We start from the raw sequence: 20,962 nt of genomic DNA on the forward strand, positions 1-20,962 counted from the left end.
TCGGCACCGCCACCCTCAACGCCGACGGCACCGCCACCCTCACCACCACCAGCCTCCCCCTGGGCGCACACCAGATCACCGCCCACTACCAGGGCAGCGAAGATTGTCCGCCCTCGGTCTCGGAGGTGGTCGTGGTGGTCGTCGAGGAGGCCCCGCAGGCGTCCCTCACCCTGACCAAGCAGGTGGAGTCCGCCGGTCCGTTCCAGGTCGGGGACACCGTCCGGTACACCTACACCGTCACCAACACCGGTAACACCCTCCTGTACAACGTGACGGTCAACGACAACCTGGTCGCCGCCGTCACCTGCGACACGACCGTCCTCTTCCCCGGCCAGAGCACCCCCTGCCACGGCAGCCACACCATCAGCCAGGCCGACATCACCCCCTGCCAGCCGGCCACCGGAGGCTGCACACTCACCAACCTGGCACAGGCCACGGCCTTCGATCCCAGCGGCCCGGAGGTCGCCAGCGACCAGGCCACCGCCACCATCACCGTCCAGCAACAGCAGCCGGCCGCCGAACTGACCCTGGCCAAACGGGTCGTCTCCCGCGGCCCGTTCAAGGTCGGGGACCGGGTCGAGTACGCGTACACGGTGACCAACACCGGCGGCACCACCCTGCACAACGTGACCGTGACCGACAACCTCGTCACCCACGTCACCTGCGCCACGACCACCCTCGCACCGGGTGAGAGCACCACCTGCCACGGCACCTACACGGTCACCAAGACCGACCTCATCCCGTGCAAGAAGACCACCAAGGGCGGCGGCTACGGCAACGGCAAGGGCGTGTGCTGCCAGGTCACCAACACCGCCCATGCGACGGCGACCGACCCCGACGGCAACCAGGTCACCAGCAACCAGGCCACGGCCACCATCCAGGTGACCGCCGGCAAGCACGACGACTGCTGCAAGCAACACGGCGGCCACGGCAAGGGCTACGGAAAGGCGAAGACCTCCGTCAAGCCCTGACCCTCAACCCCCCACCGTGAACCCCGCTCCGGAGCCCTCGGAGCGGGGTTCTCCCACAGACCAGGGAGGCGGCCACGAACGGTCAGCGGAGGGTTTCGGTCACCACGGCACCGACCTCGGGTCCGGCCTGGGCCACCAGTGTGCCGTCGGGCGCCCACATCCCGGAGCCGCCGGAGGTCTCCCGGTACTCGCCGCTCGATCCCGCCGCGGTCGACAACACCACCCATACGCCGTGCGCCGCTGCCCGCTCCTGCATGTGCCCGTCCCGGCGAGCCGACTGCTCTGGGCCCGCGCCGTAGAGCGTGCTCGCCACATATGCGTCAATGCCCAGGGCCGCTGTCTCCGCCGCGTGTTGCGGCACCGCCGCATCGCGGCACACGGCGAGTCCCAACCGCCACCCGTCGATCTCCAGCACTGCTGGTTTCTCACCCGGGGTGAAGCGGATCCCTTCGTCTCCGTGCAGATGCATCTTCGCGTACGTCCCCGCCGCACCCTGGCCCGTGACGGCCAGGGTCGCGATGTGCTCACGCCCGTCCTCGCTCCGCAGTGGAGCACCGACCAACGCCATCGCTCCCGTTCGGCGGCACGCCTCGACGAGTACACCGAGCCGGGGGTCGTCCACGGCCACCGCCGGGGCGGCCAGGTCGTAGCCCGTGAGCGAGAGCTCCGGGAAGACCACCAGACGCGCCTCCGCCCTCAACACGGCCTCCGCGTGCAGAGCGGCGTTAGCGGCGACATCCAGGTCGACACAGCCGGGCTGACAGACGGCGACGGTCAACGGTTCAGGCACCGGCACTCCAGGTCAGTGGGCAAGGCGACACGCAGATCAGTCTATGCAGGTCATGATCCCGCGCCCGCTCCCGCACCACTCACCCAATCGGCCCCGGCCACGGAGTCCGGGGCCGAGGCCGAGTAAAGCGCCTCCCTGGGGAGGGACCCCAGGTCAACACGGTGTTTCGAAGAGCCCCCTGTCGGATTCGAACCGACGACCTTCGCTTTACAAGAGCGGCGCTCTGACCAGCTGAGCTAAGGAGGCGTGCTGCGCGGACGCGCCTGTGCAGTGTACCCACGTCACAGGGCGGGCCCCGCGAGAATTTCCGTGAAGTTCACAGTCGCTCATGTACTGACAGATCGAGTGAACGCCAGGTACCGTCTCGATCGGTTCACTCGCGTGGACTACGCAACCACCTTCCTACAACGGATCGTCCGGCACGTTCCTGCCGGTAGAAGGGGGCCCATCACCATGGCCACTGTCACGTTCGACCAGGCGACCCGGATCTACCCGGGTTCCACCAAGCCCGCCGTCGACAAGCTCGACATCGCGATCGAGGACGGCGAGTTCCTCGTCCTGGTCGGCCCGTCCGGCTGCGGCAAGTCCACCTCGCTGCGGATGCTCGCGGGCCTGGAGGACGTCAACGGCGGCGCCATCCGCATCGGCGACCGCGACGTCACCCACCTGCCGCCCAAGGACCGGGACATCGCCATGGTGTTCCAGAACTACGCGCTCTACCCGCACATGACGGTCGCCGACAACATGGGCTTCGCGCTCAAGATCGCCGGCGTCAACAAGGCGGAGATCCGGCAGAAGGTCGAGGAGGCCGCGAAGATCCTCGACCTCACCGAGTACCTCGACCGCAAGCCGAAGGCCCTGTCCGGCGGTCAGCGCCAGCGCGTCGCGATGGGCCGCGCGATCGTGCGCGAGCCCCAGGTCTTCCTCATGGACGAGCCGCTGTCCAACCTGGACGCCAAGCTCCGCGTCTCCACCCGCACCCAGATCGCCTCGCTCCAGCGCCGGCTCGGCATCACCACCGTCTACGTCACCCACGACCAGGTCGAGGCCATGACGATGGGCGACCGCGTGGCGGTCCTCAAGGACGGTCTGCTCCAGCAGATCGACACCCCGCGCAACATGTACGACAAGCCCGCCAACCTCTTCGTCGCCGGCTTCATCGGCTCCCCGGCCATGAACCTGGTCGAGGTCCCGATCACCGACGGCGGCGTGAAGTTCGGCAACAGCGTGGTGCCCGTCAACCGCGACGCCCTCAAGGCCGCCACCGACAAGGGTGACCGCACGGTGACCGTGGGCGTGCGCCCGGAGCACTTCGACGTCGTGGAGCACGGCGGCGCCGCCGCGGCCTCCCTGACCAAGGACGCCGCCGACGCCCCGGCCGGCCTCGCCGTCTCGGTGAACGTCGTCGAGGAGCTGGGCGCCGACGGCTACGTCTACGGCAGCGCCGACATCGACGGCACCCTGAACGACCTGGTCGTGCGCGTGAACGGCCGCCAGGTGCCGGAGAAGGGCGCCACGCTGCACGTCGTGCCGCGGCCCGGCGAGACCCACGTGTTCTCCACGTCCACGGGCGAGCGCCTGTCCGACTGAGCACCGTCCCGAGAGAGGGCCCCGCGGTACGCCGCGGGGCCCTCTTCGCATGATCGTTCCGGCCGGGCCGTCAACCCCCTACCCCGAAAACCGCACTTTCTCATCCCCCGTAAGAGTGACGGAATGTTCTCGCGTCATTACCGGCCGCTACCCTCACACGCGTGAAGCACTCCACCACCCTTCAGACGCGACGCAGCCACCGGGGCCCTGCCCGCCGGATCGGCCGCTCCCTCGCCCTCGTCCTGCCCGTCGTCCTGGTGCTCTCGGGAACCCTCGCGGTCACCCTGGTCAACTGGACGGGAAGCCCCGCCGGCTCGGTGCTCACCGCCTCCGACATCACCTCGTCGGAGGTCGCCCCCAAGGCGGCCGCCCACGCCCCCGAGGACGTGCTGCGCGACCGCCTGATGAGCGAGCTGCGCGAAGAGAACCCCGGCGTGGTCCTCACCCACCTCCAGGAGGCCGTCAACGGCCACCCGTCGCTCGCCCGGCACTGCACCTCCATCGCCCGCTCCCTCGGCCGCGCCGCGGTGCGCATCTACGGCGCCTCGCGCGCGCAGTCGTACGCCCGCCCGGTGTGCGACACCTCCTTCGCCACCGGGGTGCTGGCCGCACACGCCTGAAGCCGGGCCGGGGGGCGCCACGTACAGTGCGGGTCATGACCCATCCGAACGCCGCGTCGCGCCCCACTCAAGCCGTGATCCTGGCCGGTGGCCAGGGCTCGCGCTTGCGTCCGTACACCGACGACCGGCCCAAGCCGATGGTCGAGATCCCCGGCACGGGCACTCCGATCATCGGCCACCAGCTCACCTGGCTCGCCGAAGAGGGTGTGACGGACGTGGTGGTCTCCTGCGGCCACCTCGCCGAGGTCCTCCAGGACTGGCTGGACTCGGCCCAGCTTCCGGTCTCCGTCCACACCGTCGTGGAGACCGAGCCCCTCGGCCGCGGCGGCGGTCTCAAGTTCGCCGCGGCGCACCTCCTCCACCCCGACCGGCCCTGGTACGCCACCAACGGCGACATCTGGACCCGCTTCTCGCTGCGGGACATGGCCGACTTCCACACCGAGCGGGACGCCGTGGCGACGCTGGCGCTGGCCCGGCCGCGGATTCCCTGGGGCGCGGTGCAGACCGACGGCTTCGGGCACATCACCGACTTCATCGAGGCCCCGCCGTCCACGTTCGAGATCAACGCCGGTGTGTACGTCTTCTCCCCGGAGTTCACCTCCCTGCTGCCCGAGCGCGGCGACCATGAGCGCACCACGTTTCCGGGGCTCGCCCGGGAGCGGAAGCTCGCGGGGTTCCCGCTGCCGCAGGGGGCGTACTGGCGGGCCATCGACACGGCGAAGGACCTGACGGAAGCGGCCAGGGAACTGGCCGGGCTGGGGCGGTAGTCGCCAGCCGCTGGTCGCCGGTCGCCGGTCACGCGAAGGCACCGCCGGTCGCCCGAAGGCACCGCACAGCACAAGCCGCACAACGCGAGGAGCCCCCGTACCTCTCCGGTACGGGGGCTCCTCTCCTTCCTGCCCGCTCCGTCAGCCCAGCAGGCCGCCCAGCACGCCCGGCTGGCCCGTGGAGGCGCCGCCGCCCGAGGTGGAGGTGCCGCCCGGGGAGGAGCCGCCGGAGGTGGCGGTGCCGCCGGTGCTGGTCGGGCCCGCCGTGGTGCTGGGGGCGCCGCCCGTGGGGGCGGACCGGCGGACGGGGAGCCGGCCACTGGTGCCCTGGGTCGCGCCGGGGGTGGTGGCCGTACCGCCCGCGGTGTGGCTCGCGCCCGGTGTCGTGGCCGCGCCGGAGGGGCTCGCGCCGGCCGTGGCGCCGCCCGAGGGGGAGGTCGGGGCCGAGGGGGTGTGCCGGGGCCGGGTGCCGGGCTTGCCCGGCAGCGGGGAGCCCGGGACGTTGTTGCGGGGCGCCTCGCCGGGGCCGGGCACGACCACGCGGCTGGAGTCGCGGACCGCGCCGCCGAGCAGGGAGCCGACGAGCAGGGTGAGTCCGACGGTCACCGCCGTGATCAGGGCGCCGCGGCGCAGCACGTAGCGGCGCAGTTCCCAGAGGTCCGAGCGGGGACCGAGGCGCCGCCAGGCGCTGCCCGCGAGACGGCCGTCCACCGAGTAGACGGGGGCACCGGCGATGATCAGCGGGGACCAGGCGGCCAGGTAGATGATGTCCGGGGTGTCGTACGCCGGGACCGTCTTCCAGCTGACCGTGACGATCAGCGCGGCCGACAGCAGCACGCCGACCACCGCGGCCACCCGCTGCCAGCAGCCGAGGATCGTCAGCACGCCCACCACGACCTGGAGGAAGGCGATCACGAGCCCCGAGCCGACCGGGTGGTGCAGCGCGAACTGGCGCAGCGGCTCGGCGACGGCCCACGGGTGCAGGGTGTTGAGCCAGGTGACCATGGAGCCGCGTTTGCCGCCGTCGAAGTAGACGGGGTCGCACAGCTTGCCCATGCCGGTGTAGATCGAGATGAAGCCCAGGAAGACGCGCAGCGGGAGCAGCACCACGCCGAGGTTCATCCGGCGGCCGGGGTAGTAGGCGTGCCGGGCCGGGTCGTCCCCGCGCCGCTTGGCGGAGCGCGGGGCGTCGGGGTCGTCGTCGTCGTAGTCCTGGTCGTCGTAGTCCGGGTCGTCGTAGTCCGGGGGGTACGGCGGGTACGACTCCGCGGAACCGTCGCCGTACTCGTCGTCGCGGCCGAAGTCCGGTCGCGGGTACGGCCGTTGGTCGTACGACCCGCTGCGCATGTGCGGCAGCAGGCGGGTGCCCCCGTCGTCCCCGGCGGTGCGCTGGTGACCGACCGCGGGGGTCTCGACGGTCTGGTCCAGCGTGTCGTACGCCTCGTCGTAGCCGGTGGTGCCGGCGCGCGGGATGACCCGGGTGGCGCCGGTGTCGGGCTCGTCGGTGTGGCGGACGATGCTGCCCCGCGCGGCCTGGAGGAGCCGGTGGGCGCCGGTGTCGTCGGGCGCGGACCGGCCGCTCCACACGACGGGCCGGCGACGGCCGGTGCCGGCCCCGCCCGCCTGGCCCGCGACGGGCATCCGGGCGGTGTCGACGGAGGCGCTGAGATGGCGGGCGATCCGGGCGGACCGGGTGCGCCCGGCCGACGCGCCCAACTGCACGCGGAAGCTGGCGTGGTTGACGATGACCTGCGCCGGATCGCTCGGCACCTTCACCATGCTCAGCGCGGGAGCGTCGTCGTCGAATCCCGACGAGCGGTCCCCCGTGGGTGTGCGGGGTGTTCTGGTGTCCACACTCATCTAACCGAGTGACGTGGAGTTAGGACACTGCTTTGACCGGCCGGATGTGTCCGGGCCCCGTCAAAGCAGCGTCCAACGCCATATGGACGCCGGAATTCCCTCGCAAGGGTGAACTTGCGGACGGGTGTTCCGCCCGCGGTCAGCTCCGCCTGCGGGACGCCTCGTACAGCACGATGCCCGCGGCCACACCGGCGTTGAGGGACTCGGTGCCGCCCGGCATCGGGATGCGCACCCGGACGTCACAGGTCTCGCCGACCAGCCGGGACAGGCCCTTGCCCTCGCTGCCGACCACGATCACGACCGGGCCCTGGAGGGCCTCCAGGTCGCCGAGCGCGGCCTCGCCGTCCGCGGCCAGGCCGACGACCGTGACGCCCGCCTTCTTGTACTGCTCCAGCACCCGGGTGAGGTTGGTGGCGCGGGCCACCGGGGTACGGGCGGCCGCGCCGGCGGAGGTCTTCCAGGCACCGGCGGTCATGCCGGCCGAGCGGCGCTCGGGCACGATCACGCCGTGGCCGCCGAACGCGGAGACCGAGCGGACGACCGCACCGAGGTTGCGCGGGTCGGTGACCCCGTCGAGCGCGACGACCAGCGGGTCCGCCCCCTCGTCGGCGGCGGCGTCGAGCAGGTCCTCGGGGTGCGCGTACTCGTACGGCGGGACCTGGAGGACCAGGCCCTGGTGGTTGAGGCCGTTGGTCATGCGGTCCAGCTCGGGGCGCGGGGCCTCCATGAGGTTGATGCCGCCCCGCTCGGCGGCGAGCTGGAGGGCCTCGCGGACGCGCTCGTCGTTGTCGATGAACTGCTGCACGTAGAGGGTCGACGCGGGCACGCCCTCGCGCAGCGCCTCGACCACCGGGTTACGGCCGACGACCAGCTCGGACGTCGACCGGCCACCGCCCCGGCGCTGCGGCGGGCGGCCCTGCGCGCGGCGGACCTTCGCGGCGGCGGCGCGCTGCTTGACGTGCCCCTTGCGCATCTCGGCGGGCGGGGTCGGGCCCTTGCCCTCCAGGCCCCGGCGCCGCTGGCCGCCGCTGCCGACCTGCGCGCCCTTCTTGCCGGACATGCGGCGGTTGTTCGCGGCCATGAGTCACCTGTTCCGTGAGCTTTGTTCGTACGTACGTCTTATGCAGTGTGCCGCCCGGGGGGCCGGGCGGCACAATCGATCAAGGGCCGGGCCCGGTGCGGCTAGCGCGAGGCCAGGGTCCAGCGCGGGCCCTGCGGGCTGTCCTCGATGGCCAGCCCGGCCTGCGCGAGCTGGTCGCGGATGGCGTCGGCGGTGGCCCAGTCCTTGCGGGCCCGGGCGGACTCGCGCTGGTCGAGGACGAGCCGTACGAGGCTGTCGACCACGCCGTTCAGATCCTCGCTCTGGCCGGACTCGCCGGACCACTGCTCGTCCAGCGGGTCGAGGCCGAGGACGCCGAGCATGGCGCGCACCTCGGCGAGGCGGGCGACCGCGGTGTCCTTGTCGTCGGCGGCGAGCGCGCTGTTGCCCTGGCGGACGGTGGTGTGCACCACGGCGAGGGCGCCGGGGACGCCCAGGTCGTCGTCCATCGCCTCGGCGAAGGCGGGCGGGACCTCGGCGGCGGGCTCGACGGTCTTGCCGGCCAGCTCGGTCACGCGCTGGATGAAGCCCTCGATGCGCGCGAAGGCGGACTCGGCCTCGCGCAGCGCCTCCTGGCTGTACTCGATGGTCGAGCGGTAGTGCGGGGTGCCCAGGTAGTAGCGGAGCACGATGGGGCGCCACTGCTTGACCATCTCGGAGACCAGCACGCTGTTGCCGAGCGACTTGGACATCTTCTCGCCGCTCATGGTGACCCAGGCGTTGTGCACCCAGTACCGGGCGAAGTCGTCGCCGAAGGCCTTGGCCTGCGCGATCTCGTTCTCGTGGTGCGGGAAGATCAGGTCCAGGCCGCCGCCGTGGATGTCGAAGGCGGAGCCCAGGTACTTGTGGGCCATCGCCGAGCACTCCAGGTGCCAGCCGGGGCGGCCGCGGCCCCACGGGGTCTCCCAGTCGGGCTCGCCGGGCTTGGTGGCCTTCCACATGGCGAAGTCGCGGGAGTCGCGCTTGCCGGTGATGCCCTCCTCGGAGGGCTGGCGCATCTCGTCCAGGTCCTGCTTGGACAGCTCCAGGTAGGAGGGCCAGGAGCGCACGTCGAAGTAGACGCTGCCGTCGGCCTCGTAGGCGTGCCCGCGCTCGATGAGGGTGCGCATCATCTCGACCATCTCGGTGACATGGCCGGTGGCGCGAGGCTCGTAGGTCGGGGGGAGGCAGCCGAGGGCGGTGTAGCCGTCGTTGAACGCCCGCTCGTTCTCGTAGCCGATGGACCACCACGGGCGGCCCTGTTCCCCGGCCTTGGTGATGATCTTGTCGTCGATGTCCGTCACGTTCCGGACGAACGTCACCTCGTAGCCGCGGTATTCGAACCAGCGGCGCATGATGTCGAAGTTGAGGCCCGAGCGGATGTGCCCGATGTGCGGGGCCGCCTGCACGGTGGCACCACACAGGTAGATCGAGACACAGCCCGGCTTGACCGGGTCGAAGTCACGGATCTGCCGGGCGCTGGTGTCGTACAGGCGAATGGTCACCACTCCAGAGTAGTGGGCGCGACCCGGTGCCTCACGCCCCTTCCCCTCTTTACGGCGACCGTTTCGCCCGGCGCGCCGGGTTCGTACCCTCCGCCCGGGCCCGCCGCGAATCGCGCGCGGGGTCTCAGAGCCGTCCGACGACCTTGCGCGGCGTGATCCGCACGACGACCCGCTCCGCGTCCTTCGCCGCCTCCGGGTTGAACTCGGCGTACTTCTTGCCCGTGTACTTGAGGCTCAGTTCGTCGATGAGGGACTGGCCGCCGTCGGTGGTCAGTTCGGCGGTGCCGCGGATCTCGGCGTACTCGTAGGGCTGGTCCGGGTTCATGACGACGACGGTGACGCGGGGGTCACGGTCGAGGTTCAGCTTCTTGCGGCGGTCGGCCGTGGTGGAGAAGAGGATGTCCTCGCCGTCCCGCTTCACCCAGACCGGGGACATCTGCGGGCTGCCGTCGGACTGGATGGTGCCGACGACGATGAACACCTTGCCGTCGAGCAGGGACTTGAGCCGGTCGGACAGGGCGGCGGACATGGGGAACCTCCCGGAGGCCATGGTCAGCGGTGACTCTCCGGGTACCCTCGCACGCTCTGGGCTCACCCGCACCAGGAGGCACGGGTTCAGGCCACCCGCGCCACCAGCGCCGTCGCCACCGCCATCAGCCCCTCGTCGCGCCCCGGGAAGCCGAGGCCGTCGGTCGTGGCGCCGGAGACGGACACCGGCGCGCCGGCCGCCTCGGAGAGGATCTTCTGCGCCTCGTCCCGCCGCTTGCCGATCTTCGGCCGGGGGCCGATCACCTGCACCGCGACATTGCCGATGGTGAAGCCCGCCGCGCGCACGATCCGGGCGGCCTCGGTGAGCAGCGTGACCCCGGACGCGCCGGACCACTCGGGCCGCCCGGTGCCGAAGTGCTGCCCGAGGTCACCGAGCCCGGCCGCGGAGAACAACGCGTTGCAGGCGGCGTGCGCGACCACGTCCGCGTCGGAGTGCCCGGCCAGTCCCGGCCCCTCGCCCTCCCACTTCAGGCCGGCGCACCACAGCTCGCGGCCCTCCTCGAAGGCGTGGATGTCGGTGCCGATGCCGACCTGGGGAAGCACCGTCTCAGTAGCCATCGTTCAGCCTCCTGCGGGCCAGGACCGCCTCGGCGAGGACCAGGTCGAGCGGGCGGGTCACCTTGAACGCCTCCTCGTGGCCGGGAACCGTCACCACGGGCAGACCGAGCTGCTCCACCATGCTCGCGTCGTCCGTGACGTCCTCGGTCACCGTCTCGTGCGCGCGCAGCAGCGTCGCGCGGTCGAAGCCCTGGGGCGTCTGCACGGCCCGCAGCCGGGCCCGCTCGGGCGTGGCGACGACCGGTTCCGGCGCGCCGGGCTCGGTGGCCGGTTCGACCTCCTTGACCGTGTCGGCCAGCGGCAGCGCCGGGACGACCGCCGGGGCCCCGTCGCGCACGGCCTCGATGACGGCGTCCACGGTGTCCACCGGGACCAGCGGGCGGGCCGCGTCGTGGACGAGGACGACGCCGTACTCGGGCGGTACGGCCGCGAGGCCGAGCGCGACCGACTCCTGGCGGGTCTCGCCGCCCGGGACGACCAGGAAGTCGGTGCGCTCGGGCAGCGCGTGCGCGTCGAGCAGGGACTTGACCTCGCCGGGGCCGTCCGGCGGGGCGACCACGATCACGAGGGAGACGTGGCGGGAGGCGGCCAGGGCGTGCACCGCGTGGATGAGCATGGGCGTGCCGCTGAGCGCGCGGAGCGCCTTGGGGGCGCCCGGCCCGAGCCGTACGCCCCGGCCGGCGGCGGGAATCACGGCGGCGACGGCGGTTCCCGCGGGTGCCAGGGGCGGCTGCGCGGGCGAGGGACGCGATTCGTCAGACATCGGTTCCTGTCAGGTTTGTGTGCTCGACCTAGTTGGGTATGGCCTGGAGGAGTGCCGGGCGCGACGCCCTGACCGGACCCTTTCCGTGACCCTGGTCGAGCCGTCCACCGGGCCCGGCACCTCGAGTATCGGGGGCCCGCTGTCGTTTTCGGGGGCTTCCCGGGGGGTACGCCACAGACGGCGCCGCGGGGACGAAGATGCCGCAGCGCCCGGCGACAGGTTGAGTGTCATCGGGCACCGCGGCATTTTCGCTGTGCTGAGAGCGTGCGGCAGCACTGATGCTGAGCGTGCGGGGAGTGGGGGCGAGGGGCAGGACCGATCGGTTAATCAGCCGTTCGCCGGGGACGCCACCCACGGCATGGGCACGTCAGGAGGCGAGCACCTCGTCGAGCAGGGCCTCGGCCTTGTCCTCGTTCGTGTTCTCCGCGAGAGCGAGCTCGCTCACCAGGATCTGGCGGGCCTTGGCGAGCATGCGCTTCTCACCGGCGGACAGTCCGCGCTCGCGCTCGCGACGCCACAGGTCACGCACGACTTCCGCGACCTTGATGACATCGCCGGAGGCGAGCTTCTCCAGGTTTGCCTTGTAGCGACGGGACCAGTTCGTGGGCTCCTCGGCGTACGGCGCGCGCAGCACCTCGAAGACCCGGTCCAGTCCGTCCTGACCGACCACATCACGCACACCCACGAACTCCGCATTGTCCGCAGGCACACGCACTGTGAGGTCACCCTGGGCGACCTTCAACACCAAGTAGGTCTTGTCCACGCCTTTGATCTGGCGAGTTTCGATGGCCTCGATCAGCGCGGCCCCGTGATGGGGATAGACCACGGTGTCGCCAACCTTGAACGTCATGTGACAGGTACCCCTTCCGTGGCTATCCAGGGTAACACGGATACGGCGTCTTCTGAATGGCGTTTTCGCAGGTCAGGGCATATCTCGGGGCTTGACAACAGCAACCGGAACGTGCTGCGAGGAGCCCTCGGGGGCGGGAATTCGCAGGTCGGAGGGGCTGTCCGGACAGGGTGAAACGCGTACGTTACACACCTCAAGGCCGCACTCCAAGTGGATGAACGTCCCGATTTGTCCACTTCCTAGCGTACGACTTCCGCTACTCCGTTCGGAGGCCGCGGGCCCGATGCGAGCCGATTCCGGAATTGATCAGCCACGGCCGGACGGGTGATCCGGTGATCAATATCGGGACGGCCGCGCATTCCTTCACGGAAATTTTGCGCGCGGTTATGCGAATGGCGTACGCGACCTCGGCAAAGTGGCTGAAGAGGCGCTTGTGACCACTGTGACCTGCGTGCCGACGGGCGCGCGCGTACCCCCACCTGGCGGGAAGCCCCGCTCCAGGAGGAGGGTCGGGTTCGGTCACGCGGGAACGGCTCGGTAACCTGAAGCCGCCGACAGACACTTAGGGTGGCTTTACAAGGAAGCCGCCCCTGCGTTCAAGGAGTTGCCGCCGCGATGAGCAGCAGCCTTCGACGCGGCGCCCTCGCCGCTTCCGCCATTGCCTTCTCGATCGCCTCGCTCGCCGCCTGCGGCGCCGGCAACGACTCGCAGACCCTCCAGGTCAAGCCGGACAACGCGGCGACCAGCGTCGGCGACATCAAGGTCCAGAACGCGCTGGTCATCACCCAGCCCGACCTGAAGTCGACCGGCCCGGCCGTGGTCTCCGCGACGCTGTTCAACACGGGCGCCGACGACCAGACCCTCCAGTCGGTCAGCATCCCGGGCACCAGCGCCACCGCGAAGCTGACCCCCGCCAAGGGCGGCAGCCTGACCGTCCCGGCGCACGGCTCGCTGGTCCTGGGCGGCCCGAACAACGCCTCCGCCGAGATCCCCGGCGGCCACCAGGCCGTGCAGGACGGCAACGCCCAGAAGGTCACCTTCACCTTCAGCAAGACCGGCCAGGTCAGCCTGAACGCCTTCGTGGTGCCGGCCACCAGCTACTTCGACAAGTGGGGCCCGGCCAAGGCCCCGACCGCCCCCGCCGGCTCCCCGGCCCCCGGCGCCACCGCCTCCGGCAGCGCCAAGCCGGGCAAGCAGGACGGCGCGAACCCCTCGTCGAGCGCGAGCGCGGGCGGCACCGCCACGGCCACCACGGGCACCACAGGCACCGGCGCGGCCCCGAGCGACTCGGCGTCGCAGTCGGCCGGCGCGGGCCAGTGAGCGGTCGTACGACAGCCTCGTACACCTCGCACGCGTGAAAAGGGCGGCACCCTCTCGGGGATGCCGCCCTTTTCACGCGGGGCCTACGGTCTACGGCTCGAACTTGTAGCCCAGGCCGCGCACCGTCACCAGGTAGCGCGGCGCGCCCGGGTCCGGCTCGATCTTGGCCCGCAGGCGCTTGACGTGGACGTCCAGGGTCTTGGTGTCGCCCACGTAGTCGGCGCCCCAGACGCGGTCGATGAGCTGCATCCGGGTCAGCACCCGGCCGGCGTTGCGCAGCAGCATCTCCAGCAGGTCGAACTCCTTGAGCGGCAGGTCGACCTTGGCGCCGCCGACGGTCACCACGTGCCGGTCGACGTCCATGCGCACCGGACCGGCCTCCAGGGCGGCCGGGGTGACCTCCTCCGGCTCGCCGCGGCGGCGCAGCACCGCGCGGATGCGGGCGACCAGCTCGCGGGAGGAGAAGGGCTTGGTGACGTAGTCGTCGGCTCCTATCTCCAGCCCGACGACCTTGTCGATCTCGCTGTCCTTCGCGGTCACCATGATCACGGGGACGTTCGAGCGGCCGCGCAGCTGGCGGCAGACCTCGGTGCCGGGCAGGCCCGGCAGCATCAGGTCGAGGAGGACGAGGTCGGCGCCGTTGCGCTCGAACTCGTCGAGGCCGTCGGGGCCGGTGGCCGCCACGGCCACCTCGAAGCCCTCCTTGCGCAGCATGTAGGACAGAGCGTCGGAGAAGGACTCCTCGTCCTCGACGACGAGCACTCGGGTCACGGAAGGACCTCCGGGGAGGGAAGCGGTTCGTACGGGGATGGCTCGATGGGGCCGGCCTCGTCGTCGAGGCCGGGGTCCTGATGCTGCGGCGCGCGGTCGCGGGCCGCGCCCGCCTCCGGCAGCCTGAGGGTGAAAGTGGAGCCCTGGCCTTCGGCGCTCCAGACCGTGACCTCCCCGCCGTGCGAGGCGACCACGTGCTTGACGATGGCGAGACCCAGACCGGTGCCGCCGGTCGCCCGGGAACGGGCCGGGTCCACGCGGTAGAAGCGCTCGAAGATGCGCTCCTTGTCCCGGTCCGAGATGCCGATGCCCTGGTCCGTCACCGCCAGCTCGATCATGTCGCCGCCGGGGGCGTTCACCTGGCGGACGGCGATGCCCACCCGGGTGCGGGCCGGGGAGTAGTTCACCGCGTTCTCGACCAGGTTGCCGAGGGCGGCGGCCAACTGGCCCCGGTTGCCCCAGACATACAGGCCGGCGGTGCCCGCCCGGCGCCCGCCGGCCCCCCGGTCGAGCCCTTCGGGCACAGCCACGTTCGTGGCCATGGTGATCTGCTTGGTGCCCGCCTGGTGGCGGCAGCGGTCGACGGCCTCGGCGACCAGCTCGTCCACCCGGACGGGCTCGGCGTCCTCCAGGGGGTCGTCGTTCTGCACCCGGGACAGGTCGATCAGCTCCTGCACCAGGTTGGTCAGCCGGGTCGCCTCGATCTGCATGCGACCCGCGAAGCGCTCCACGGCCTCGGGGTCGTCCGAGGCGTCCATGACGGCCTCCGACAGCAGGGAGAGGGCGCCGACCGGGGTCTTCAGCTCATGGCTCACGTTCGCCACGAAGTCGCGTCGTACGGCCTCGATCCGGCGGGCCTCGGTCAGGTCCTCGACCAGCAGCAGGACGAGGCGGGAGCCGAGCGGCGCGACCCGCGCGGAGACGGCGAGGGCCTCGCCGCGGCCGCTGCCGCGCCGGGGCAGATCCAGCTCGACCTGGCGTATCTCGCCGTCCCGCCGGGTGTCGCGGGCCATCTGGAGCATGGGTTCGATGGAGAGTCTGCCGCCGCGCACCAGGCCGAGGGCGTAGGCGGCGGAACTGGCCTTGACGACGGCGTCGGCCTCGTCGAGGACGACGGCGGAGGAGCGGAGCACCGAGAGAACGGTGTCCACGCCGGGCGGGAGTACGGGATCGGTGTGCAAGGAAGTCCTGGTCGGTCGCTTCTGGTCGCGTTCGCTCCAGCGGAACGCCAGCATGGCGATGACACCGGTGAGCACCCCGGCGATCGCTGCCGCTGCGGCGACCGCCGCGTTCACGTCCATGCGTCCAGGTTAGGCATGGGGTACGACATGACCCCAGCCGTCAGGGTGCGACCTCGAACACTCGTCGCCCAGAGTTCACCTTGGAGCCAGTACCGGTTCATTCGGGAAGCCGGAAACGGACGCGTACGGAGCGGAACGTGAGAGCGTGGGGTTCGCACCGCCGGTTCTGCCGCCGGGCCCCCGGACACCGACCCCCCGGAAGCACGTATACGAGAGGGAACCCTGATGCGGGACGCGTACCACGAGGAACTGGACTCGATCGGCGACGGCCTGGTGGAGATGGCCCGGCTGGCCGGCTCGGCGATCGGACGCGCCACGACCGCCATGCTGGACGCCGACCTGAAGCTCGCCGAGAGCGTGATCGAGGCGGACCAGAAGGTCGACGAGCTCCAGCACGACCTGGAGGCCCGGGCGATAGCCCTGCTGGCCCGGCAGCAGCCGGTGGCGACGGACCTGCGCATCGTCGTCACCTCCCTGCGGATGTCGGCCGACCTGGAGCGCTCCGGCGACCTCGCCCAGCACGTGGCGAAGCTGACCCGGCTGCGCTTCCCGGAGCGGGCCGTCCCGCAGGACCTGCACGCGACCATCCTGGAGATGGGCCAGCTCGCGCAGCGTCTGATGGCCAAGGCCGCCGAGGTCATCGTGACCAAGGACGTCGACCTCGCGCTCCAGCTGGAGCAGGACGACGACGAGATGGACCTGCTGCACCGCACCCTCTTCCAGCACCTCATCGACGACCGCTGGAAGCACGGCATCGAGACGGCCGTCGACGTCACCCTGCTCGGCCGCTACTACGAGCGGTACGCCGACCACGCCGTCGCCGTCGCCAAGCGCGTCGTCTACCTGGTCACCGGCGAGCACGCGGACGAGATCCAGCCGGACATCCAGCCGGTGACTGGGGCCGAGGGCGCGTAGGGCCTTCCTCGCGGATCCCGTCGGGGGGCGCGAGCCGTGGCGGGGCCGGGCGCGGCGCCTCCGTGCGCCGTTGATGCGCCCGGCCGGCCGGGCATGCAATGGGTGAGGGCATGCCTGCCCCGGCAACTAGGCCCGGCGTCTAGGAGGGACCCATGGCCGACTCCCCCAGCACCACCCCCGACCCCGCGCAGGAGCACGAGACCGAGCAGCCCACCGAGATCAGGAGCCTGCCGCTGGTCGCCGCGTGCGGCTGCGGCTCCGGCTGCGGCTGCGGCTGCCAGTCGGGCGCGCCCTGCCAGTGCGGCTGACGGCAGGACCGTCGTAGGGCCGGTGTGAACTCGCTTCGCACCGGCCCTTCTCGCACGGATGCACCGGCCCTTCTCGCACGGGCTACGGGACGGCCGCGTCGACGGCCGCGTCCGCTGTTCAGGGGCCCTCGCCGTTCGTGTCCGGCCGGAAGCGGAGCCTGCGGGCGAGTACGTCCCGGGCGACGTGGCTGACGGTGCGGCCGTCGGCGTACGCGCGGGCCCGCAACCGGTCCAGGGCGTGTTCGGGGCCCACTTCGAGCTGCACCATCACCATGCCGACCGCCTGGTGGACCTCGGTGTGGTCGGCCTCCGACGCGGTCACCCAGGAGGGTGCCTCGTCCTGGCTGCCGTCTCCGGGTCCGCCGCGGGCCTCGGCGGACTGCACGCGCATGAGGGCGCGGGTCACGGCGTCCCGCACCCACAGCGCGGTCCGCAGATCGGGCTCCGCGAGGGCGCCCGCGGTGTCGTTGTAGAGGTCGAGGGTGCCGATGACGGCGCCGCCGGCGCCGAGCGGCAGGGAGAACACCGCGCGGGTCCCGAGTTCCACGGCCTCGTGCGCGAAGATCGGCCAACGGCGGGCGTCACGGCCCTGGGTCAGGTCGGCCGCGAGCACCGGGGTGCCCTGGTCGAGCGCGGTCTGGCAGGGGCCGTCCCCCACCGTGTACTGCAACTCGGCCAGCCGCACGGCCGACCGGTCGCTGGCGCACCAGATGACCCGCACCCCCTTGCCGCCGGAGATCGACACGGACGCCCCGGTGACCGGCAGCAGCCGCACACACGCCTCGCAGAGCACGCCCGGCACCCGCCGCGGCTCGGCGGCCCCCCGCGCGGCCGCGGCCAGCGCCTCCCCGCCCCGCGTCCGCACCTCCGCCCCCTGCTCCTCCGGCAGCATCCTCACCACCTCCGCCGTCGCCCTCCCCTGCCGGGTTCCCCAACCGGCGAAGGCACTCGCCGGTTCGGGAACCGGCCCGGGCGGGGGCCGGTTCGGACATCCCGGTGGCGCGGCAGCCGGCCGCCTCCGCCTGACAGGCAGGCTGTCAGCCGCGGCGGTTCCGGCGCCTGGCGCGGCTGAGGTGCTGGGCCACGAGGTGTCCCGACCCGGCGCCGAGGCCGGGGCCGGGGTGGGTCGAGGCGCCGATGTGCCACAGGCCGGGTACGGGTGTGGCGTGCCGGGCCGCGCCCGGCAGGGGGCGCCACAGCAGGGCCTGGTCGAGTTCGGCCGAGCCGCCGTAGGGGTCGCCGTGGACCGCGTTCGGGTTGTGCGCCCTCAGGTCCGACGGTGTGACGGCGTCCCAGGCGAGCAGTTCCTGGAGCTGGATCCACAAGGTCGCCGCACCGTCCGGCACGCGTGAGGGGTCCAGCACGTACTGCCGGCCGACGACCAGGGTGGGCCTGCGCGGCAGCAGCCCCGCCTCGGCCTCCGCGCACGCGATCGCGGTGCTCGCGGACCCGTCGCTGAGATGGACCAGCGGTACGCCGGCCAGGCGCGTGTCGCGCCAGCCGAGCGGGGCGGAGAGGGCGACGTGGAGCTGCATCGCGGCGCGTCCGTACCGGTAGCGCAGGGCCTCGTCACGGATGGCGGGCGGGACGGGCGCGTCCCGGGGCAGGAGCTCGCCGTACAGCGCGGTCGGGGTCACCGAGACCAGGACGGCGTGGCGGGCCCGGACGGTCTCGCCATCGGTGGCGACGCCCATGACCCGGCCGCCCGCGAGGAGCAGCCGCTCCGCCGACCGCCCCGTGGAGACGTGCACCCCGAGCTCGCCGAGCAGTGCCTCGAAGGCGCGGACGGAGTTGCGGGCGCCCGCCCGCCACCACGGGCATGCCGAAACCGTGCAGGGTCGCCGCCATGACAGGCGCCGCGGAAGGTGCCGCGGCAGTAGGAACGGCCGCTGGTCACGGCGGCCCGCAACCACTGCTCGGTGCCGCTGAAGCGCTCGCGGCGCAGCAGTTTCAGCACATGCCGGAGCACCCGGGGCGAGCGTGGCTCACCGCCCAGGATGCCGCCGAGCGCGTCGGCGTTGTCGAGGAACCTCTGCAACAGGGCGAGGTAGGCGGTGCGGTCCTCGGAGTGGGCGAACATCTCGGCGGTGGCCGCGGGGTCGCGGTGGGCGAGGACCACGCGTCCTTCGTCGGTGACGGTGCCCGTGATCAGTCCGTCGGTGTTGCGGTACTCCAGACCGTGCCGGTGCAGGTCCTGCCCCAGGGCGGCGTAGGCCCCGCCGGACACGAACAGCGAGTGCCACGAGGAGTACGTGTCATGCAGGTAGCCGGCTCCTCGGTGGCGATGAAGCCGCCCAGCCGGTCGCTTCCTTCGATGAGCGCCACCGACCAGCCGCCCTTGGCCAGCTGAGCGGCGGCGACCAAGCCGTTCACGCCAGAACCGATCACGACCGCGTCGAAGGTACGTGCCATCAGCACTCCTCTGCCGCGAACGAGCCACCACTCGCGAGGGAGAGCGCGCTCCTCGCCAGCTGCGAGTGCGGGGACGGCTCCGGGTCTCGCCTCAACGGCCGTGAACGCGGCTGGACGCAAGACGGAAACTGAGACGGGGCCACCGTCTCGGACGTTCTCCTCTGCCCAGGTGTCGCTCATCCTCCCTGGGCGTCGTCCGCCAGTGGGGTGACGTCACTGGTCGGCGGGGCTTTGATGGCCATGGGCTGATTGATGCCGTGGAAGGTGATGGTCAGGTCGAGCGGCCCGTCTCCGGTGCCGTCAGGCAGGACGCTGTGCTCGGCCCGCAGACGGAACTGTTTGGTGCGGTCGTCGCCGTCTATCCACAGGTCCATGGTGAGCGGGTCGAAGACTTCCAGCATTGTGAACTGATCGAGGCGCTCTCGGTTCAGATCCTTGTTGTTGACCGTCCCCCTGTAGTGCGCGGTCTTGGCGCCGTCGACCGTCTCGGTGCCGATCAGACGCAGATCCTTGGACCCGGTCAGAAGCGTGGACTGCTCAGTTGGGTTTGCCTGCAGCTGGCTGGGCAGTACGCCGTAGGACTGGTTGTCCATTGCGCCGCGTCCCCATATGGCCGGTGCAGCGCTGAGCCAGCTCTTGCCTTTCAGCTTCTCGGGACGCACCGCACTCCCGCCGACGTACATCACCTTGCCGGCGAACCGGATCTCCAACTGGCCTTGCCTACGGTTGCCGTTCCCACCCTGCTCGGCCGCAGTGGTCATCTTCATACTCATGGCCAGCGGTTGTGTGTTCATGGAGGCCTCGGCCTCCAGACGGCCTCTCCCCGGCACGCTCCCGCTGATCCGATAGCGGAGCGACGTGATGTCCTTGGCGTTCTTCTCCGCCCTCGCCACGGCCGCCGCAGGACTCACTTCGGCTCGGCCCGCAACCGCTGAATCACCCTTGGCGCCCCCTCCGCAGGCAACCGATCCCCCTGCGAGCAGTACGGCCACGAACGCCACGCTCGTCACTCTGCGTGGTACAGAAACAAGGACGGACATTCCCACAACCCCCCAGACGGATGGCAGATCCATGCCAAGATCGTGAGCCTAGCCGCCTGCTGCGGTCGCGTACCTCGTCATCGTGTCCGTCCGTACGACCGTCCGCCTCGTTCAGCTTCGAGGGCCCAGCGGCGGCCCAGGCCCATGGAGAAGCCCCCTACCGGCGGAAAACCCGCAGGTAGGGGGCCTGTTCGTAGGCGCTTACTTCTTCTTGCCCTGGTTCTTGACCGCCTCGATCGCCGCTGCGGCCGCCTCGGGGTCGAGGTACTTGCCGCCCGGGGTGAGGGGCTTGAAGTCGGAGTCGAGTTCGTAGGTCAAGGGGATGCCCGTGGGGATGTTCAGGCCCGCGATGTCGGCGTCGGAGATGCCATCCAGGTGCTTGACCAGGGCGCGCAGGGAGTTGCCGTGGGCGGCGACGAGGACCGTGCGGCCGGAGAGGAGGTCCGGGACGATCGCGTCGTACCAGTAAGGGAGCATCCGGAAGACGACGTCCTTCAGGCACTCGGTCCTGGGGCGCAGCTCCGGCGGGAGGGTCGCGTAGCGCGCGTCGGCGAACTGGGAGAACTCCGAGTCGTCGGACAGCGGGGGCGGCGGGACGTCGTACGAGCGGCGCCAGAGCATGAACTGCTCCTCGCCGAACTCGGCCAGCGTCGCCGCCTTGTCCTTGCCCTGGAGGGCGCCGTAGTGGCGCTCGTTCAGGCGCCAGCTGCGGTGGACCGGGACCCAGTGGCGGTCGGCGGCCTCGAGAGCCAGCTGGGCGGTGCGGATCGCGCGCTTCTGGAGGGACGTGTGGACCACGTCGGGCAGCAGGTCGGCGTCCTTCAGGAGCTCGCCACCGCGGACTGCCTCCTTCTCGCCCTTCTCGTTCAGGTTGACGTCCACCCAGCCGGTGAACAGGTTCTTCGCGTTCCACTCGCTCTCGCCGTGGCGGAGGAGGATCAGCTTGTACGGTGCGTCGGCCATACGGCAGAGCGTAATCCACCGCCCCCGGCCG

23 protein-coding genes and 1 tRNA gene are annotated in these 20,962 nt (G+C 71.4%); 7 read left to right on the forward strand and 17 right to left on the reverse strand.

Annotated features, from left to right (window positions below; all coding sequences use genetic code 11):
* A partial coding sequence (locus tag AB0927_RS29145) for an Ig-like domain repeat protein (protein WP_366670734.1) occupies positions 1-971 on the forward strand: 971 nt, incomplete at its 5' end.
* An 82-nt stretch (positions 972-1,053) separates the two neighbouring features.
* Here AB0927_RS29145 and AB0927_RS29150 read toward each other — a convergent pair.
* Positions 1,054-1,761 (reverse strand): carbon-nitrogen hydrolase family protein, encoded by a 708-nt coding sequence (locus AB0927_RS29150; RefSeq protein WP_366670735.1) that lies wholly within the window; start codon positions 1,759-1,761, stop codon positions 1,054-1,056.
* A 172-nt stretch (positions 1,762-1,933) separates the two neighbouring features.
* Positions 1,934-2,007 (reverse strand) — tRNA-Thr (locus tag AB0927_RS29155).
* Positions 2,008-2,214: 207 nt separating this feature from the next.
* On the opposite strand from AB0927_RS29155, the gene ugpC reads away from it, so the two are divergent.
* The 3 genes from ugpC (at position 2,215) to AB0927_RS29170 (ending at position 4,738) form a co-directional block, all read left to right on the forward strand.
* The gene (ugpC, locus tag AB0927_RS29160) at positions 2,215-3,351 is read left to right on the forward strand and encodes a sn-glycerol-3-phosphate ABC transporter ATP-binding protein UgpC (protein WP_366670736.1); all 1,137 of its coding nucleotides are present in this window, start codon (positions 2,215-2,217) and stop codon (positions 3,349-3,351) included.
* 161 nt (positions 3,352-3,512) lie between these two features.
* Positions 3,513-3,971 (forward strand): hypothetical protein, encoded by a 459-nt coding sequence (locus tag AB0927_RS29165; protein ID WP_366670737.1) that lies wholly within the window; start codon positions 3,513-3,515, stop codon positions 3,969-3,971.
* A 35-nt stretch (positions 3,972-4,006) separates the two neighbouring features.
* Complete coding sequence (locus AB0927_RS29170; RefSeq protein WP_366670738.1) at positions 4,007-4,738, forward strand: nucleotidyltransferase family protein; 732 nt, start codon at positions 4,007-4,009, stop codon at positions 4,736-4,738.
* Positions 4,739-4,879: 141 nt separating this feature from the next.
* Here the strand turns inward: AB0927_RS29170 and AB0927_RS29175 are convergent, their stop codons facing one another.
* The 7 genes from AB0927_RS29175 to AB0927_RS29205 all read right to left on the reverse strand — a co-directional run bounded on the left by AB0927_RS29175 (position 4,880) and on the right by AB0927_RS29205 (position 11,901).
* Entirely contained in the window at positions 4,880-6,598 is a 1,719-nt protein-coding gene (locus tag AB0927_RS29175; RefSeq protein WP_366670739.1) for a DoxX family membrane protein, read from the reverse strand.
* Positions 6,599-6,737: 139 nt separating this feature from the next.
* Positions 6,738-7,679, reverse strand: a complete 942-nt coding sequence (gene rlmB, locus AB0927_RS29180) for a 23S rRNA (guanosine(2251)-2'-O)-methyltransferase RlmB (RefSeq protein ID WP_366670740.1) — start codon at positions 7,677-7,679, stop codon at positions 6,738-6,740.
* Between the two features lie 101 nt (positions 7,680-7,780).
* On the reverse strand, positions 7,781-9,181 hold the full coding sequence (gene cysS / locus AB0927_RS29185) for a cysteine--tRNA ligase (RefSeq protein WP_366670741.1): 1,401 nt from the start codon (positions 9,179-9,181) through the stop codon (positions 7,781-7,783).
* A gap of 124 nt (positions 9,182-9,305) precedes the next feature.
* Positions 9,306-9,710 (reverse strand): PPOX class F420-dependent oxidoreductase, encoded by a 405-nt coding sequence (locus tag AB0927_RS29190; RefSeq protein WP_366670742.1) that lies wholly within the window; start codon positions 9,708-9,710, stop codon positions 9,306-9,308.
* Positions 9,711-9,796: 86 nt separating this feature from the next.
* Positions 9,797-10,288: a 2-C-methyl-D-erythritol 2,4-cyclodiphosphate synthase gene (gene ispF / locus AB0927_RS29195; protein WP_366670743.1), complete on the reverse strand. Its 492-nt coding sequence runs from the start codon at positions 10,286-10,288 to the stop codon at positions 9,797-9,799.
* Positions 10,278-11,051 (reverse strand): 2-C-methyl-D-erythritol 4-phosphate cytidylyltransferase, encoded by a 774-nt coding sequence (gene ispD / locus AB0927_RS29200; RefSeq protein ID WP_366670744.1) that lies wholly within the window; start codon positions 11,049-11,051, stop codon positions 10,278-10,280. Before ispD ends, ispF begins: the two co-directional genes overlap by 11 nt.
* 367 nt (positions 11,052-11,418) lie before the next feature.
* Complete coding sequence (locus AB0927_RS29205; protein ID WP_003953493.1) at positions 11,419-11,901, reverse strand: CarD family transcriptional regulator; 483 nt, start codon at positions 11,899-11,901, stop codon at positions 11,419-11,421.
* Between the two features lie 615 nt (positions 11,902-12,516).
* Between AB0927_RS29205 and AB0927_RS29210 the strand changes: the two genes are divergently transcribed.
* Entirely contained in the window at positions 12,517-13,221 is a 705-nt protein-coding gene (locus AB0927_RS29210) for a DUF461 domain-containing protein (protein WP_366670745.1), read from the forward strand.
* Positions 13,222-13,311: 90 nt separating this feature from the next.
* On the opposite strand, the gene AB0927_RS29215 is transcribed toward AB0927_RS29210, so the two are convergent.
* Positions 13,312-13,992, reverse strand: coding sequence for a response regulator transcription factor (locus AB0927_RS29215; protein ID WP_037653407.1), 681 nt, complete (start codon positions 13,990-13,992; stop codon positions 13,312-13,314).
* Complete coding sequence (locus AB0927_RS29220) at positions 13,989-15,293, reverse strand: ATP-binding protein (protein WP_366670746.1); 1,305 nt, start codon at positions 15,291-15,293, stop codon at positions 13,989-13,991. Before AB0927_RS29220 ends, AB0927_RS29215 begins: the two co-directional genes overlap by 4 nt.
* A 225-nt stretch (positions 15,294-15,518) precedes the next feature.
* On the opposite strand from AB0927_RS29220, the gene phoU reads away from it, so the two are divergent.
* Positions 15,519-16,208: a phosphate signaling complex protein PhoU gene (phoU, locus tag AB0927_RS29225; protein ID WP_366670747.1), complete on the forward strand. Its 690-nt coding sequence runs from the start codon at positions 15,519-15,521 to the stop codon at positions 16,206-16,208.
* A 152-nt stretch (positions 16,209-16,360) separates the two neighbouring features.
* On the forward strand, positions 16,361-16,516 hold the full coding sequence (locus AB0927_RS29230) for a hypothetical protein (protein ID WP_366670748.1): 156 nt from the start codon (positions 16,361-16,363) through the stop codon (positions 16,514-16,516).
* A 118-nt stretch (positions 16,517-16,634) separates the two neighbouring features.
* On the opposite strand, the gene AB0927_RS29235 is transcribed toward AB0927_RS29230, so the two are convergent.
* The 6 genes from AB0927_RS29235 to AB0927_RS29260 form a co-directional block, all read right to left on the reverse strand.
* The gene (locus tag AB0927_RS29235) at positions 16,635-17,408 is read right to left on the reverse strand and encodes a GAF and ANTAR domain-containing protein (protein ID WP_366670749.1); all 774 of its coding nucleotides are present in this window, start codon (positions 17,406-17,408) and stop codon (positions 16,635-16,637) included.
* A 145-nt stretch (positions 17,409-17,553) separates the two neighbouring features.
* Positions 17,554-18,267 carry a hypothetical protein gene (locus AB0927_RS29240; protein ID WP_366670750.1) on the reverse strand — a complete coding sequence of 238 codons (714 nt, stop codon included), beginning with the start codon at positions 18,265-18,267 and terminating at the stop codon, positions 17,554-17,556.
* Positions 18,150-18,743 (reverse strand): hypothetical protein, encoded by a 594-nt coding sequence (locus AB0927_RS29245; protein ID WP_366670751.1) that lies wholly within the window; start codon positions 18,741-18,743, stop codon positions 18,150-18,152. Before AB0927_RS29245 ends, AB0927_RS29240 begins: the two co-directional genes overlap by 118 nt.
* Positions 18,665-19,108, reverse strand: coding sequence for an FAD-dependent oxidoreductase (locus tag AB0927_RS29250; protein WP_366670752.1), 444 nt, complete (start codon positions 19,106-19,108; stop codon positions 18,665-18,667). Before AB0927_RS29250 ends, AB0927_RS29245 begins: the two co-directional genes overlap by 79 nt.
* Entirely contained in the window at positions 19,105-19,929 is an 825-nt protein-coding gene (locus tag AB0927_RS29255; RefSeq protein ID WP_366670753.1) for a hypothetical protein, read from the reverse strand. Before AB0927_RS29255 ends, AB0927_RS29250 begins: the two co-directional genes overlap by 4 nt.
* Before the next feature lie 240 nt (positions 19,930-20,169).
* Complete coding sequence (locus AB0927_RS29260; RefSeq protein ID WP_366670754.1) at positions 20,170-20,931, reverse strand: phosphoglyceromutase; 762 nt, start codon at positions 20,929-20,931, stop codon at positions 20,170-20,172.
* Positions 20,932-20,962 lie beyond the last annotated feature (31 nt).

The organism is Streptomyces sp. NPDC048106, assembly GCF_040706415.1.
GTDB lineage: Bacteria > Actinomycetota > Actinomycetes > Streptomycetales > Streptomycetaceae > Streptomyces.

Excerpts from the sequence above, each read along its gene's own strand:
- ugpC (WP_366670736.1), top strand. The coding sequence starts at position 2,215 with ATGGCCACTGTCACGTTCGACCAGGCGACCCGGATCTACCCGGGTTCC.
- AB0927_RS29170 (WP_366670738.1), top strand. The coding sequence starts at position 4,007 with ATGACCCATCCGAACGCCGCGTCGCGCCCCACTCAAGCCGTGATCCTG.
- AB0927_RS29175 (WP_366670739.1), bottom strand. The coding sequence starts at position 6,598 with ATGAGTGTGGACACCAGAACACCCCGCACACCCACGGGGGACCGCTCG.
- rlmB (WP_366670740.1), bottom strand. The coding sequence starts at position 7,679 with ATGGCCGCGAACAACCGCCGCATGTCCGGCAAGAAGGGCGCGCAGGTC.
- AB0927_RS29190 (WP_366670742.1), bottom strand. The coding sequence starts at position 9,710 with ATGTCCGCCGCCCTGTCCGACCGGCTCAAGTCCCTGCTCGACGGCAAG.
- ispF (WP_366670743.1), bottom strand. The coding sequence starts at position 10,288 with ATGGCTACTGAGACGGTGCTTCCCCAGGTCGGCATCGGCACCGACATC.
- ispD (WP_366670744.1), bottom strand. The coding sequence starts at position 11,051 with ATGTCTGACGAATCGCGTCCCTCGCCCGCGCAGCCGCCCCTGGCACCC.
- AB0927_RS29205 (WP_003953493.1), bottom strand. The coding sequence starts at position 11,901 with ATGACGTTCAAGGTTGGCGACACCGTGGTCTATCCCCATCACGGGGCC.
- AB0927_RS29210 (WP_366670745.1), top strand. The coding sequence starts at position 12,517 with ATGAGCAGCAGCCTTCGACGCGGCGCCCTCGCCGCTTCCGCCATTGCC.
- AB0927_RS29220 (WP_366670746.1), bottom strand. The coding sequence starts at position 15,293 with ATGGACGTGAACGCGGCGGTCGCCGCAGCGGCAGCGATCGCCGGGGTG.
- phoU (WP_366670747.1), top strand. The coding sequence starts at position 15,519 with ATGCGGGACGCGTACCACGAGGAACTGGACTCGATCGGCGACGGCCTG.
- AB0927_RS29230 (WP_366670748.1), top strand. The coding sequence starts at position 16,361 with ATGGCCGACTCCCCCAGCACCACCCCCGACCCCGCGCAGGAGCACGAG.
- AB0927_RS29235 (WP_366670749.1), bottom strand. The coding sequence starts at position 17,408 with ATGCTGCCGGAGGAGCAGGGGGCGGAGGTGCGGACGCGGGGCGGGGAG.
- AB0927_RS29250 (WP_366670752.1), bottom strand. The coding sequence starts at position 19,108 with ATGAGCGACACCTGGGCAGAGGAGAACGTCCGAGACGGTGGCCCCGTC.
- AB0927_RS29260 (WP_366670754.1), bottom strand. The coding sequence starts at position 20,931 with ATGGCCGACGCACCGTACAAGCTGATCCTCCTCCGCCACGGCGAGAGC.